Annotated in this window: 11 protein-coding genes, 2 tRNA genes and 1 pseudogene; 2 read left to right on the forward strand and 12 right to left on the reverse strand. The window is 67.9% G+C overall.

All coding sequences use genetic code 11. From position 1 onward, the window contains the following. Positions 1–754, reverse strand: a 754-nt coding sequence (locus D477_RS14070) for a thiamine-phosphate kinase (RefSeq protein WP_005270410.1), incomplete at its 3' end; no start/stop codon positions are given. A 5-nt stretch (positions 755–759) separates the two neighbouring features. Here D477_RS14070 and D477_RS14075 point away from each other — a divergent pair. Then, on the forward strand, positions 760–1290 hold the full coding sequence (locus D477_RS14075) for a DUF1697 domain-containing protein (RefSeq protein WP_005270411.1): 531 nt from the start codon (positions 760–762) through the stop codon (positions 1288–1290). Between the two features lie 77 nt (positions 1291–1367). Here the strand turns inward: D477_RS14075 and D477_RS14080 are convergent, their stop codons facing one another. The 6 genes from D477_RS14080 to D477_RS14105 form a co-directional block, all read right to left on the reverse strand. Further along, positions 1368–2984: a GTPase family protein gene (locus D477_RS14080; protein ID WP_005270412.1), complete on the reverse strand. Its 1617-nt coding sequence runs from the start codon at positions 2982–2984 to the stop codon at positions 1368–1370. Then, positions 2981–4810, reverse strand: a complete 1830-nt coding sequence (locus D477_RS14085; RefSeq protein WP_005270420.1) for a dynamin family protein — start codon at positions 4808–4810, stop codon at positions 2981–2983. Before D477_RS14085 ends, D477_RS14080 begins: the two co-directional genes overlap by 4 nt. 124 nt (positions 4811–4934) lie before the next feature. After that, a tRNA-Glu gene (locus tag D477_RS14090) sits at positions 4935–5010 on the reverse strand. A 120-nt stretch (positions 5011–5130) separates the two neighbouring features. Then, a tRNA-Gln gene (locus tag D477_RS14095) sits at positions 5131–5202 on the reverse strand. Positions 5203–5354: 152 nt separating this feature from the next. Beyond that, positions 5355–6857 (reverse strand): glutamate--tRNA ligase, encoded by a 1503-nt coding sequence (gene gltX, locus D477_RS14100; RefSeq protein ID WP_043847075.1) that lies wholly within the window; start codon positions 6855–6857, stop codon positions 5355–5357. Positions 6858–6902: 45 nt separating this feature from the next. Then, positions 6903–7331 carry a MarR family winged helix-turn-helix transcriptional regulator gene (locus D477_RS14105; RefSeq protein WP_005270426.1) on the reverse strand — a complete coding sequence of 143 codons (429 nt, stop codon included), beginning with the start codon at positions 7329–7331 and terminating at the stop codon, positions 6903–6905. A 133-nt stretch (positions 7332–7464) separates the two neighbouring features. Between D477_RS14105 and D477_RS14110 the strand changes: the two genes are divergently transcribed. Next, positions 7465–9261, forward strand: coding sequence for an ABC transporter ATP-binding protein (locus D477_RS14110; RefSeq protein ID WP_005270427.1), 1797 nt, complete (start codon positions 7465–7467; stop codon positions 9259–9261). Between the two features lie 59 nt (positions 9262–9320). Here the strand turns inward: D477_RS14110 and D477_RS14115 are convergent, their stop codons facing one another. The 5 genes and pseudogenes from D477_RS14115 to D477_RS14135 all read right to left on the reverse strand — a co-directional run bounded on the left by D477_RS14115 (position 9321) and on the right by D477_RS14135 (position 14069). After that, positions 9321–9920, reverse strand: a complete 600-nt coding sequence (locus tag D477_RS14115; RefSeq protein ID WP_005270430.1) for a hypothetical protein — start codon at positions 9918–9920, stop codon at positions 9321–9323. Next, positions 9921–10694, reverse strand: coding sequence for a fumarylacetoacetate hydrolase family protein (locus D477_RS14120; RefSeq protein ID WP_005270433.1), 774 nt, complete (start codon positions 10692–10694; stop codon positions 9921–9923). It abuts the gene before it with no gap. 48 nt (positions 10695–10742) lie between these two features. Continuing rightward, complete coding sequence (locus D477_RS14125) at positions 10743–11513, reverse strand: MBL fold metallo-hydrolase (protein ID WP_005270434.1); 771 nt, start codon at positions 11511–11513, stop codon at positions 10743–10745. Between the two features lie 101 nt (positions 11514–11614). Further along, positions 11615–12642: pseudogene (locus D477_RS14130) on the reverse strand (M14 family zinc carboxypeptidase). A 323-nt stretch (positions 12643–12965) separates the two neighbouring features. Then, complete coding sequence (locus D477_RS14135; protein ID WP_005270435.1) at positions 12966–14069, reverse strand: branched-chain amino acid aminotransferase; 1104 nt, start codon at positions 14067–14069, stop codon at positions 12966–12968. Positions 14070–14107 lie beyond the last annotated feature (38 nt).

The raw sequence follows: 14107 nt of genomic DNA on the forward strand, positions 1-14107 counted from the left end.
GCCGCGACTGGACCTCGGTGAGCCGGCGCAGCTCCCCGGGCAGCGCGGCGTAGTCCGGCGCATTCTCCAGCAGGGCCAGTCCGGCAGCAGCCCGGCCGGGTGCCCCGGCGACCGTGACGACGTCTCCCGGGCGGGCGCCCGAGCGCAGGACCGGAGCCCGGCCCTCCAGGTCCCCGGTGACGGCCGCCGTCACCACAACCGCCGGACCCTTGCCCAGATCGCCGCCCACTACGGTGCAGCGGCGCGCGCCCAGCTCCTCCAGCGCCACCCGCAAACCGTCGGCCAGGTCCTCGACCCAGCCCACCGGCGTCGTACCCGGCAACGTCAGGCTCACCACCAGGGAGGTGGGCACCGCGCCCATGGCGTTGATGTCCGAAACGTTCTGCGCGGCGCATTTCCAGCCCACGTCGAAGCCGGAACTGGAGTAGCCGCCGGCCCAGTCGAGCCGGAAGTCCTGGTCCTGCACGAGCGTGTCGATGGACAGCACGGTCCGCCCGTCCGGGGCAGCCACGACGGCGGCATCATCGCCCGGCCCCACGAGCGCCTCGGCCGGTCCCAGACGCGGAAAGATGCGCTCCAGCAGGCCGCGTTCGTCCAGCTCCGCCACCGTATGCCGGTCATCGGCCACCTTGTACCACTGCTCCTTGGGTCCGTTCCTGTTGGCTTCCGCACTGGAACCTATCACGCACGGCAGCGGACGCTGGCCCGCCGGGATGTCCGCCGGCGCGTGCGCTCCGCCGTCGAGTATGCTCATCAGCTATGACCAGCTACGCGGTGTTCCTGCGCGGCGTGAACGTCGGCGGCATCAATATCAAAATGGCGGACCTGAAGCAGGCCCTGGCCGAGCTGCCCTTGGAGGACGTCAAGACGCTGCTGGCCAGCGGCAACGTCGTCTGTTCCAGCACAGCCCCCGCGGACGAGGTCAAGGGGCTCATCGAGGCCAAGCTGCGCGAGCGCTTCGGCTACGACGCCTGGGTCATCGTGCTCACGGCGCAGCGGCTTGCCGAGCTGGTGGCCGCCTGCCCATACCCGGCCGATACCCCCGACGTCCATGCCTACATCACCCTGGCGTCCGACCCGGCAGCGCTGAAGGAGCTCTACGAGGCAGCCGAAGCAGCCGGGGCCGAGCAGAAGCTGTTGGGGCCGGAGGCCAGCGCCTGGACCGTGGCCAGGGGCAGCACGCTGGAGAGTCCGGTCAACAAACTCAGCGCCAAGGCCAAGTACAAAAGTACGACGACGACCCGTAACCTGCGTACGCTCCTGAAGGTTGTGGAGGCGGCAGCAACCTGAGCGCCGGCTGCCCGGCTACCGCCGCACCGCCCTGGACAGCAAGTATTCCCATTCCATGGTCACCTCGGCCGCGAGGATCAGCCGGAGGCCTCGGCGACGGCCTCGCGGAACCGGTTGTAGTGATCGATTTCCGCTTCGACCGGCTGCGCCACCTGGACCGCGGCAACGTCCGCCACCGCAGCCTGCAGCTTCCGCCGCGCCCGTGCGGCACGGCCCTTGGCCGCCACCCTGGACACCACGGAAGACAGGATCCCCAGCAGGATGCCCAGCAGCAGGCCCGCGATGAGCAGCAGCGTGGGCACCGGGAAACCTTCGACCGTCGGCGCCGGCGGAACGCTCAGCTGCAGGTAGCCGAGCACAAAGAGCCCGAGCAGCCACAGGGCACCGGCCAGGGCCGCGGCCAGCGCGATCCACTGGAGCAGCCCCACCAGCGGCCACCACCACGCCTTCCGGTTCGAGCCCAAGTCGGTGCGGGCCAGGGCCTGGTCCAGGGCATCGGGCAGGCCGTCCGCGTTCGAACGGGCGGCCCGGCGGATAGCACCGCGCCAGAGTTCCGGTGCGCCGGTGCTGGCCGTATCGGCGAATTTCCTGACAGCGGTATCCGCCTGGGCTCGCTGCGCCGGCCCGGGCGGAGGCATGGAGGAACGGTTCACTGCCGGATTGACGTCCTGCCGGTCCAGGTTCAACCGCTTCAGGGGATCGCGCCGCAGCCGGCCCAGCCAGCGCGTGACCGGCCAGCCGGTGCTGGCATGCGAGCGGCGGCGGAACGACTGCTCCACTGCATCCGCCACCACTTCCACGCCGGCCGCTTGGGCCAACTGGCCGGCCAGCCGGCGTTTGTCTTCCTTGCCCGGCGCTGCAAGGACAGGCCCGCCTCCGGCCTGTTGCAGTGCGGATGCCGCCTGCTGGACATCGACGGTGAGCCGTTCGTTCGCCGCGCCGCGTTCGTCGGCAACCTTGCGGATGGCCTGCCGCAGCTCCGGGATTCCGCTGCCGGTGGCCGCGGAGACCGGGAAGAGCCTGACCGAGTCCATGCCATCGCGCGCCAGAATGGCGCGAAGCGATTCCAGCACGGGCGCAAGCTCGCCCTGGCGCAGCCGGTCGATCTGGTTCAGCACGATCATGGTGACCGCGCCGTGCGACGCCAGCGGGCGCAGGAACCCGTTGTGCACGGCCGCGTCGGCATACTTCTGCGGGTCCAGCACCCAGACCAGGACGTCGACCTGCCCGGCCATCCGCTCCACAATCTGCCGGTGCTCCAGCGCGGTGGAGTCGAAGTCCGGCAGGTCGAGCAGGATCAGTCCGCCGCTGGCGGGATCAGCGAGTGTATCCGCCTCCATCGACCGGCGCTGGTTCACCTGCAGCCAGTCCAGCAGCGGCTCGCTACCGGCAGCGCCCCAGACTCCGGCCAGCGCTTCCGCAGTCGTCGGCCGGCGCGCCGCAGCCCTCGCAATGTCCTGCCCGGTCAGCGCATTGAACAGCGACGACTTCCCGCTGCCGGTCGCGCCAAACAGGCCGACGACGGTGTGTTCCGATGACAACGACCGGCGCACGCTTGCGCGCTCAAGGACTTCGAAGGCCGGCGTCAGCATGGCTTCCGGGAGCCGGCCCACGGCCAGTTCCCTGGCCGTGTTCAGTGCTTCAAGGCGGCGCTGCAGGGGCGAGCCCTCCATCCGGCTGCGGTGCCGGCTCATCCGCGCTCCTCCATTCCCTCATGATGCGGATCCAGGTCCGCCGTTGCGGCGGCCAGTTCCGCCAGACGGACCGCCTGTGCACGCAGACCGGCCGCGGTTTCCGAAGGCTCCAGTACGTCGAGGCGCCCCAGGAAGCGGTCGGCCTCGGTGTCCATGAGCGACTGGATGCGGCGGTTGAGGCGGGTTCGTGCGATCTTGGCCAGGCGGCGGACTGCGTCCTCCCCGAAGATGGCCTCAAGCAGCTTCTGGCCGGCTATCGCTGTGCCACCGGCAATCCCGACCTCCAGACCGGTCAGGCCGCCCGTCGTCGCGAAAACGACGACCATTAGCGTGACGCCCAGTCCGTTAACCCCGAAGGAGAGCATGCGGGCCGTGAAGCGCTTATCCTCGCCTTCGGTGCGGATGAGATCGAGCAGGTCCGCCTGCCAGGCGCGGATTTCGGCGGCTGCAGTGTCCGAAAAGCCCGGACTCGGCGCGGACAGGTCGTCGGTGCCCAGCAGCTTCCGCCCCGCGGGATCGTCCCGCCAGCGCCCGTCGGCGTCCTCGGCTGCCTTGGCCGCCGCGTCCACGATCACCGCCTGCAGTCCCGTTTCGATGGCGTTCTCAACCTCCACGGAAGGCGCCGGGCGGCCGCTGAAGAACGCGCCAATCCGGTCCCGAAGCCGGCCGATGCCGGATTCGATGGACCGGAAGAACTCCCCGGTTCCTACGAAGTCCTGCCAGCGCGCGAGCACTTCACCGCGCAGCAGGGTCCCGTCCTCGGTGGCGTCCAGAGTGCGCTTAACCGCATCGCCGTAGGCGTTGGCGGCATCCTGGCGCAGCCGCTCCCCTGCCGCATGCTGAGCGTCCACCGCGTCGGCCGCGACCCGGGTCTTTTCGGCCAGGCCGGCCACCGCCCCGCTCAAGGTACGCCGGGCGATCGCCGACCTGGCCGCGGCATCAGCTGCCAATTCCTGCAGCCATGCACGTACGGGAGCCACGGTTGCCTCGGGCAGCATGCCGCGGGCATCCAGTACGGACTCGGGCACCGTGAACAGCCTGGCGGCGCCCAGCCCTTCACGTTCAAGCATGCCAGCCAGATCGGAGCGGACTTCTTCATCCACGCCGGGTGGCACACGGTCCAGGACGACGGCGACGGTGATGTTCCGCCCCGCCGCTTCGAGCAGGAGCTGCCAGGGCACGGCATCCGCATAGCGGTTGGCAGTGGTCACAAAGAGCCATAGGTCCGCTGCCGCCAGCAGCTGGCCCGCCAGCATGCGGTTCGCATCGGAGACCGAATCGATGTCCGGCGCATCGAGCACTGCCACTCCCCGCGGTACAGCCTCGTCGGCCAGCAGGACGAGGGATGACACCTGCCGCTCGTGGGTAGTCCGGGCCTCCGCGCCGGTTTCCTCGCTGGCTGCACCGGGCAGGCTGCCGCTCCGCGCGGCCGTGATGCGGGCCAGATCGGGAAGGATCCGCTGGTCCGCGAACCAGGCCCGATCCTCGGGATGGTGGAGCAGGATCGGTTGGCGGGTAGTCGGCCGGATGGCTCCGGCGCGGGTCACTGGATGTCCGGCGATCGCATTGACCAATGTCGACTTGCCGGCGCCGGTCGAGCCGCCCACCACGGCGAGCAACGGTGCCTGCAGGCTGCGGTACCTGGGCAGTACGTAATCCCGCAACTGCGCCTGCGCTCCGGAGACATCCCGGCGCACCCGGTCACTGCCGGGCAGCGGCAACGGCAGCTCGAGCGACTGCAGACTGCGTCCGACGTCCTCCAGCAGGCCGATGGCGTGTGCGGCTCCGGCTGCGGCGCCTTCCGTTGTCTTTCCCACGCTGTCCATCATGCCAGCAGGGGCGGAACATGGGAGGGAAGCTGACAAGGCGAACAGGCAGGAAGTTGCCTGCCCCGGATATCGCCGTCGTTAAACACAACCGGTCCCGGACAACTTGTCCGGGACCGGTTCGTGGTGACCCCAGCGGGATTCGAACCCGCGTTACCGCCGTGAGAGGGCGGCGTACTAGGCCGCTATACGATGGGGCCTTGCACTGTGCTGATCGGCTTTCCGCCGATCGGGCTTCATGAGTATTTCACACACTCTGCCCGGCTGCCAAATCGTTCGATTCGGCGTAAATCAGCCGGCGAACGGCTGATTTTCCAGCGCTGGGATACCAGGACTCGAACCTAGAATGACGGTACCAGAAACCGTTGTGTTGCCAATTACACCATATCCCAAGGGCACTTCCGGGCGGCGCCTGCCGGGTTTCCCTGGCCGGCTGAGCCCCTCAGCACGAGTAATTACTCTACCGGATGTCCCCGCGATTTTTCAAAACGGGAAAGGCCGATTCTGCTGAGTGGTGCATCACATCGCCCGGAAGCGCACTCATTCAGGCGTTCCGGAAGGCCCTGATCCGGTTCAGCGACGGCTCCTTGCCCAGGATCACCATGGATTCGAACAGGGGCGGCGAGATCCGGCGGCCGGAGACAGCCGTGCGCACCGGGCCGAAGGCCAGCCGCGGCTTGAGTCCCAGCCCTTCCACCAGGGCCTGGCGCAGCGCCTGCTGGATGTTCTCCGCGTTCCACTCCCCGACCTGCTCCAGGGCGGCGAGCGCGGCATCGAGTGCTTCGTGCAGGTTTTCCGGCAGCCCCTTGCGTGCGTCGTCGGCAATATCGATTTCGCTGTCGGCCTTGAAGAGGAACGCCAGCATTTCGGGCGCCTCCCCCAGGAGGCCGATGCGCTCCTGGACCAGCGGCGCCGCTTCGGTGAGGATTTCCTCCTGCCTGGCCGTCAGCTGTCCGCCCACCAGTCCGGCGGCCTGCAGGTACGGCACCAGCCGGTTGCGGAAGTCCTCTGGTTCGAGCATGCGGACGTGGGTGCCGTTGATGGCTTCGGCCTTCTTGATGTCGAACCGGGCCGGGTTGGCCAGCACGTCGTGGACATCGAAGTTCGCGATCAGCTGCTCGACGGTGAAGATGTCCTCATCGGCCGACAGGCTCCAGCCCAGGAGGGCCAGATAGTTCAGCAGGCCCTCGGGGATGAAGCCGCGATCCCTGAGCAGGAAGAGGTTGGACTGCGGATCCCGCTTGGACAGCTTCTTGTTCCCCTCGCCCATGACATAGGGGAGGTGCGCGAACTCGGGCATGTACTTGGCGATGCCGAGCTCCATCAGGGCGCGGATCAGCACCACCTGCCGCGGCGTCGAGGACAGCAGGTCCTCCCCGCGGAGTACGTGGGTGATGCCCATCAGCGCGTCGTCGACCGGGTTGACCAGGGTGTACAGCGGGGAACCGTCGGCGCGGACGATGACATAGTCCGGAATGCTGCCGGCCTTGAAGGTGATCTCGCCCCGCACCATGTCGGTGAACGTCACGTCCTCGTCGGGCATCCGGACCCGGAGCACTGGCTGGCGCCCCTCGGCCTTGAACGCTGCGATCTGCTCATCACTCAGGTCGCGGTCGAAATTGTCGTAGCCCAGCTTCGGGTCGCGGCCTGCCGCCTTGTGCCGGGCTTCGACCTCATCGGGCGATGAGTAGGACTCGTAGGCGAAACCAGCTTCCAGCAGCTTGGCGACCACGTCCTTGTAGATGTCCAGCCGGCGGGACTGGCGGTACGGTTCGTGCGGACCGCCCACTTCCACTCCCTCGTCCCACGTGATGCCCAGCCACTTCAGCGCCTCCAGCAGCTGCTGGTAGCTCTCCTCCGAATCCCGGGCGGCATCGGTGTCCTCGATCCGGAAGACGAACGTTCCCTTCGTATGCTTGGCGTGGGCCCAGTTGAACAGCGCGGTGCGGATGAGCCCCACGTGGGGCGTACCGGTCGGCGAGGGGCAGAACCGAACCCGGACAGGCATTTCGTCGGTGGCAGAGGCGGGGGCAGCTTCAGTAGTCATAGTGGGTCCAAGTTTAGTGGACCGCCGGCCGCGGAAGCTGGAGGATCAGGCTTCGCTGCTGTTGCCGCCCGCGTGGAGCTTGCGCAGTGACTGGGCAAGGCACGCCTGCTCTTCGGGGCTGAGCACGCCGAAGTAGTGCTCGGCCTCGGCGAGCTGGGCCGACCTGATGTCCTTGCGCCGCTGCTTTCCCTCGGAGGTCAGGGACACCACGGTGGCGCGGCGGTCCTGTGGATCCGGCTGGCGGACGACCAGGCCCAGAGCCTCCAGCCCGTCCACGACCTCGGTCGCGGAGCGGGCCGCAATACGCAGCCGCTCGGACAGGATCCCGAGCCGCATCGGGCCGTGGCGGTCAAGCTCGCCAAGGGCACGAGACTGCCACGGCGAAATCCCCAGGGGCGCCAGCATGTTCCTGGAGCGCCCGCGCAGTGCCCGCGCCACCGCCCAAAAGGCATCCAGCAGGTTTTCTTCGGCCATAGGAATACGCTAGCAGATTTGCCTGTTGTATCCTCATAGTGAGGCAACCTCACAAGTACCCACGGCGGACTTCCCGCCGTCCCCCTCAACAGATCGGGGGTGGTTCCTTTTGGAATCCTTCACACCTACTCCTGTGCCCGGATCCGGCGGCGGGGCCGGCCGGCGGGATAACCGCACCGTCACAGCCGCCGAGCGTGAGCAGGCACGCAAAGTCCCGCTCCGCCGGATAGCCGCCCTCTTCAAGGCCCACCGCGGTTCGCTCGCCGTGGTCACTTTCGTGATCGTGGCGTCCTCCGTCGTGGCGATGGCCTCGCCGTTCCTGCTGCGCGCCGTCATCGACCACGCGCTGCCGCAACAGGATCTCCAGCTGCTCGTGGCCCTGGTCGGCGGCATGCTTGGCGTCGCCGTGGTGACCGCCGTGCTGGGCGTCATCCAGACCTGGATCAGCACCCGGGTGGGCCAGCAGGTCATGCACCGGCTGCGTTCCGAGGTGTTCACCCATCTGCAGCGGCAGTCCGTCGGGTTCTTCACCCGTACCCGCAGCGGCGAAATCCAGTCCCGGATCACCAACGATATCGGCGGCATGCAGCAGGTTGTCACGAGCACAGCCACCAGCATCGCGGCGAACCTGACCACCGTCGTTGCGACCGGTGTTGCCATGGTCGCGCTGTCCTGGCAGCTGTCGCTGATCTCCCTGGTGGTCATGCCGCCCGCAGTGCTGCTGACGCGCAGGATCGCCCAGCTCAGGCTCGCTGTCACCGCCGCCAAGCAGCGCGAACTGGCCGACCTGAACGTGACCGTGGAGGAAAGCCTGTCCGTCAGCGGCATCCAGCTCAGCAAAACCATGGGAACGGGACCAGCCTTGGCCGAACGCTTCGCCCGCTCCTCGCAGCGCCTCATCGACCTGGAACTGCGCTCCGAACTCGCCGGACGCTGGCGGATGGCCACCATGAGCATCATCTTCGCCGCCGTCCCGGCCGTGATCTACCTCGCCGCCGGCCTGCCGGCCACTGCCGGCGCCCTCTCGATCGGCACCGTGGTCGCGTTCACCACCCTGCAGACCGGCCTCTTCCGTCCGCTCATGGGACTGCTCAACGTGGGAGTGCAGGTCATCAGCTCACTGGCGCTTTTCGCCCGCATTTTCGAGTACTTGGACCTGCCCGTGGAGATCGCCGACCCGCCCCGGCCGCGAACCATCCGTGCCAGCGAAGTGCGCGGGGACGTGCGCTTCGAGGAGGTGAGCTTCAGCTATCCGGGCAGCAGTACGCCGGCGCTGGACGGAGTCAGCCTGGAAGTTCCCGCGGGCAGCTCGCTCGCCCTGGTCGGCGCGACCGGCTCCGGCAAGAGCACCCTGGCCGCCCTCATGGCACGGCTGCAGGATCCAACCTCCGGCCGCGTCACCATCGACGGCATTGATATCCGGAACCTGCGGCTGTCCGACCTGGCGCAGATTGTCGGAGTGGTGAGCCAGGACACCTACCTGATGCACGCCACGATCGCGGAGAACCTGCGCTACGCCAAGCCGGACGCCACCGACGCGAACATCGAGGCCGCGGCCCGCAGCGCCAGAATCCATGACCTGATCGCGTCCCTGCCGGACGGTTACGACACCATGGTCGGCTCGCGCGGCCACCGTTTCTCGGGCGGCGAGAAGCAGCGGCTGGCCATCGCCCGGACCCTGCTGCGCGACCCGCGCATCCTCATCCTGGACGAAGCAACCAGCGCGCTGGACACCCGGACCGAGCGGGCTGTTCAGGAAGCGTTCGACCAATTGTCCGTCGGCCGCACCACGATCACTATCGCGCACCGGCTCTCCACCATCCGCACCGCGGACCAGATCGCCGTACTCGACGGCGGACGCGTCGCCGAAGCGGGCACGCACCAGTCCCTCCTGGAGATCGGGGGCCGCTACGCGGCGTTGGCGGCCTGAGCCCTCATCGCGCTGAGCCGGCGTCATAGTGCTGAGCCGGCGTCATCGCTGAACCGGAGTCATCGCACAGCTTGCAACAGCAGCGCGTACGTGCCGCCGCAGACGAGAGCGCCGGCCGCCAGCGAGACGGCGAGCCGGGCAGCTGTGGTCCGGCCCAGGACAGCCTGCGCCCAAGTCCCGAGCGCAGCAGCGGCCCAGGCAACCAGCCCGGGCAGGCCCAGCATCAGCGGCAGAATGACCGCCAGCGCGCCGTACGAGACGGCGGCCCAGCCGAGCCGGACCACCCGGTCCAGCAAGACGACCGCTGCCAGTCCCGCGCAGGCTGCGAAAATGACCGCCGCCAGTGCCAGCGGGCCGTCGAGCCACTGGATCGCCCGCAGGCTTCCGTACATGAGCACGCCGGCGCAGACCGCCAGCGGGGCCAGACCGAACCGCCGGATCCCCCGGCGCAGCTGGCCGGCCCGGTCCAGCCTGGCAACGATGGTCCAGGGCACCAGGCAGATCAGCACGGCGGCACCGATCCCCCACGCGGCGGACAGCAGGTCCCACGAACCCGCCAGGGCACCGAGCACCAAGGCCACGCCCCAGACGACCCCCGGGGAAAGCACCCCAGCGATAGCCCGCGCAGTCCGCACGCGGCCGGGCACCGCCGTCGTCATTTACCGGCGCGCTGTGTTGGCTAGGCGCCCGATCCCCTCGATCTCCACCTCGTACCGCTGCCCCGCTTCGATCGTGCCGACGCCGGAGGGAGTGCCGGTCATGATGATGTCGCCGGGCAGCAAGGTGAAGGCCTGGGAGACGTAGGAGACGAGTTCACGGACGCCCCAGATCATCTGCGAGGTGCGGCCGTCCTGCTTGAGTTCGCCGTCCAGCCAGCCGCGCACGGCCAGGTCCTCGGGGTCCAGCTCCGTCTCGATCCAGGGCCCGATGGGTGCCGAGCCGTCGAAGCCCTTGGCCCGGGCCCACTGGTTGTCGGTGCGCTGGGCGTCGCGGGCGGTCAGATCGTTGCCGCAGGTGTAGCCGAAGATGACGTCGTCGACGCGCTCGGCGGGCACGTCCTTGCAGATCCGGCCGATGACCACGCAGAGCTCGGCCTCGTAGGAGACCTCGTCGGAGAATTCCGGCAGCGCCATCGGTTCATTCGGCCCGATGACGGAGGTGTTCGGTTTGAAGAACATCAGCGGGGCCGCCGGGGTTTCATTGCCCATTTCCTTGATGTGCTCGGCGTAGTTGCGGCCGATCCCGATGATCTTGCTCCTGGGGATGATCGGAGCCAGCAGCCGGACGTCCTCGAGCTTGTGGCGGGTGCCGGTGGGCTGGATGCCGGTGAAGAACGGGTCGCCGCTGATGACGGCGACCTCCTCGCTGCCTTCGTCTCCTTCGACAATGCCGAACACCGGGTCGGAATCAAGTACAAATCGGGCTATACGCATGGGCTTAGCCTAACGTTTCGGCCGCGGCGCCGGCTCGGGGCCGCGCAGTCAGCCGCGCAGGTAATCCAACTGGGCCGCCACGGAAGCCTCCGCGGCCTTCCGGACTGAAGCGTCGACGTCGTAATAGACGTGGTCTGTCACCGCGCCGATGGAGGCGTCCGCCCCGAGCTGGTCCAGGGCGGAACGGATCTGGTCCAGCCGCTGCTGCCGGTGGCTCGTGTATTCGCGGCAGATGGCGGAGAGATCGGGCAAGGTGCCGCCATGGGCGGGCAGCACCGCGGCTGGCCCCAGCCGCTCCAGCCTGGCCAGCGAGTCCAGGTACGGACCAAGCCGGCCGTCCGGATAGGCGATGATGGTGGTGCCGCGGCCGAGGATCGTGTCGCCGGTGAGCACCGAGCCGGCGTCGCCGTCCTCCGGCAGGTGGAAGGACACCGAGTCCGCCGTGTGTCCGGGGGTGGCGAGCACCTCGATCCGCACTCCGGCGGCCTGGATCACCTCGCCGTCGCGCAGGGGCTCGCCGCCGTGGCAGTGGGCCTCGTCCAGGGCGCGCACCGGAGCCCCGGTCAGCTCATGGAACCGGGCGCTGGCTTCGGTGTGGTCGATGTGGTGGTGCGTGATCAGCACCAGTTCCACCTGCCCGGCGGCCGCAAGTTCCTGCAGGTGCGTTTCGTCCAGGGGGCCGGGATCGACGACGGCGACACCTGTGTTTCCGGGGGCGGCGATCAGGTAGGACTGGGTACCGTCGAGCGACATGGGCCCGGGGTTCGGCGCGAGCCGGTAGCGGGTCAGGCCGCTGCTGCGGACCAGGGCTGGATTCATCTCTGCGTGCACTGCTCCATTCTGGCATTCACAGGCAAGGCCGCCGTCCGGAATCCGGAGGCGGCCCTGGACCGTGGTCGTGTTTCCCTGCGGACGCGCGGCTACTCGCTGCGGGTGTTCTGCTCTGCGAGCGTGTCCCAGAACGACGTGTCGGCGGTGGCGATGGAGCCGTCCGCAATGGCGCGGGCGGTGGCCTCCAGCGTGGTGACCGTCTGCTTGATCAGGTAGCCGTTGGATTTCTGGCCGAGCACGTAGTCCTCGCGGTAATGGTCGCTCATGCCGCGCATCTCGAAGAGCAGGGTCGAGATGCCGTACTCGACCGCGATGCCGTTGCGGCTGATCGTTTCGGCGCTGCCGCCGACATACTTGCCGAGATGGCCCCACCCCGTCGGCTCAATGGCGTTGAAGACCACGGCGCCGAGCTTCTGCGAACCTTCCAGCACCGCCGGGTCCACGTTCGGCGTAGTGGGATGCAGGATCGAGCCGGAGACAAGCTGCCCGTCACGCTCGCTCCGGGCGCCTGGTGGTGCAGGTCGATCATGTAGTCGATGCCGTACTGGCGCATCACGTTGTAGTGCAGCGCCTGGGTCTCAGGCTCGACCTTGGCGATGTGGTCCCGGTTCAGGTCGACTTCGTTGGCGTTGTAGCGGGTTAGGTGCCGGTCTCCCGCTGCGATGTAGTCATCCAGCGGGAAGTCGACATCCCCCATGGCTCCGTCCGGGTTGAGCATCGGCACCACGAGGATGTTCACTCCGTCGAGCACGTCCTGGTTCTTGCCGGTGCCCAGGTGCTTGATGAACTCCAGGGCTCCCTCAGTGGTCAGCTGCTCGTTGCCATGCTGCTGGGTCAGGTAGAGGATCGTGGGGTTGTCCGGGCTGGAGATGTACTTGGCCAGGTAGAGATCCCGGCCCTTAACGCTCTGCCCGATGACGTCCAGCTCCATCCGCTCCTGCTTGGCATCCTGTGCCTTCAGCTCAGCGGCGAGCTCATCGTAGGTGTGGAGGATGGAAGTGTTGACCGTTTCGTTGCCGCCGTAGTTGGGTCCTTCTCCAACGGCCAGCGCGGGACCGGCTCCGGTTGTCAGGGCGAGCGCGCCGGCAAGGGCTGCTGCGGCAAGGGTCTTCCTCATGGGTGTCCTCCTGGTGGCGGTGCGTGCAATGGTGAGCCCGTGCGGGCTGCAATTGGGTTTTCCCAATCCCCCCTGCTGGCACGCTAACCGCTACTCGCCGGACGCCGCTAGGTTTATCAATCAATCCGCGTTTTGCCGAGCCTGGAGCACTGTGCGGTCTGGACCCTGGCGCCGCAGTCTGGAAGACTTCGCCGCTCACCGTGCCCCCGCGGTCTGCCCGATGGGAGGAACCTGCGGACGCAGACGGAGAGGGGCTCGCTCCGCTTTCGCGGACCGAGCCCCTCTCGGGTTTGCTGTGCCGTGGCCGGACGACCGCCGCTGGCTTAGGCGAGCCGGGTCATCCAGCCGTAGGTGTCCTCGACGGTTCCGGTCTGGATGCCCAGCAGCTGCTTGCGGATCGACATCGACACCTCTCCCGCCCCGCTGCCAGGGGAGGCGATGGAGCCGTGCTGGGTCTTCAGCTCGCCGATGGGCGTGATGACCGCAGCGGTGCCGCAGGCGAACACTTCGGTGATCTCGCCGGATTCGACGCCAGCGCGCCATTCGTCGATCGTGATCTTCCGTTCCTGGACGTCCAGGCCGCGGTCCTTCGCCAGCTGGATCACGGACGAACGGGTGACGCCGCGAAGGATGTTCCCGTTGAGTTCGGGTGTCACCAGCCGGCCGTCGGCGAACACGAAGAAGATATTCATGCCGCCGAGTTCTTCCACGGCGTTGTCGTTGAACGGATCCAGGAACAGCACCTGCTTGCAGCCTTGGGCCTCAGCCTCCAGCTGCGGCGCCAGCGATGCGGCATAGTTTCCGCCGCACTTGGCTTCGCCCGTGCCGCCGCGCCCGGCCCGGGCATAGTTCTCCGACAGCCAGATGGAGACCGGCTGCAGTTCGCCGCCGAAATAGTTGCCGGCCGGCGAGGCAATCACACGGAACGATACCTCGCGGGCAGGGCGGACCCCCAGGAACGCCTCGGTGGCGATCATGAAGGGACGCAGGTACAGGGCATCGCCTTCGCCGGTGGGGACCCACTCCTTGTCGACGGCGACCAGCCGGCGCAGCGACTCCAGGAACGTTTCCTCGGGCAGTTCCGGCAGGGCCAGCCGGCGGGCCGAAAGGTTCATCCGCTTCGCGTTCTCCTCGGGCCGGAAGGTCCAGACGGTGCCGTCCGCATGCTTGTAGGCCTTCATGCCCTCGAAGATTTCCTGCCCGTAGTGCAGCACCGCGGCAGAAGGATCCAGCATGATCGGCCCGTACGGCTCCAGCCGCGCGTTGGACCAGCCGCCGTTGCCGTCCACGTCCACCTTGTAGTCGACAACCACGGTGTGGTCCGTGAAGTGGTTCCCGAAGCCCGGGTTGGCCAGAATGGCAGCACGTTCTTCGGCGCTCTTCGGATGCTCGGAGAGTTGCTGGGTAAACTCCAGCGCTGTTGTCATTTTTCCTCCACCTCTGAACAGCACGGCGCTGTGCCGAA

It is taken from the genome of Arthrobacter crystallopoietes BAB-32, assembly GCF_000328305.2.
Classification (GTDB): Bacteria; Actinomycetota; Actinomycetes; order Actinomycetales; family Micrococcaceae; genus Crystallibacter; species Crystallibacter crystallopoietes_A.

Bases quoted from the DNA above. Each gene is read 5' to 3' on its own strand.
- D477_RS14075 (WP_005270411.1), top strand. From the start codon at position 760: ATGACCAGCTACGCGGTGTTCCTGCGCGGCGTGAACGTCGGCGGCATC.
- D477_RS14080 (WP_005270412.1), bottom strand. From the start codon at position 2,984: ATGAGCCGGCACCGCAGCCGGATGGAGGGCTCGCCCCTGCAGCGCCGC.
- D477_RS14085 (WP_005270420.1), bottom strand. From the start codon at position 4,810: ATGGACAGCGTGGGAAAGACAACGGAAGGCGCCGCAGCCGGAGCCGCA.
- gltX (WP_043847075.1), bottom strand. From the start codon at position 6,857: ATGACTACTGAAGCTGCCCCCGCCTCTGCCACCGACGAAATGCCTGTC.
- D477_RS14105 (WP_005270426.1), bottom strand. From the start codon at position 7,331: ATGGCCGAAGAAAACCTGCTGGATGCCTTTTGGGCGGTGGCGCGGGCA.
- D477_RS14115 (WP_005270430.1), bottom strand. From the start codon at position 9,920: ATGACGACGGCGGTGCCCGGCCGCGTGCGGACTGCGCGGGCTATCGCT.
- D477_RS14120 (WP_005270433.1), bottom strand. From the start codon at position 10,694: ATGCGTATAGCCCGATTTGTACTTGATTCCGACCCGGTGTTCGGCATT.
- D477_RS14125 (WP_005270434.1), bottom strand. From the start codon at position 11,513: ATGAATCCAGCCCTGGTCCGCAGCAGCGGCCTGACCCGCTACCGGCTC.
- D477_RS14135 (WP_005270435.1), bottom strand. From the start codon at position 14,069: ATGACAACAGCGCTGGAGTTTACCCAGCAACTCTCCGAGCATCCGAAG.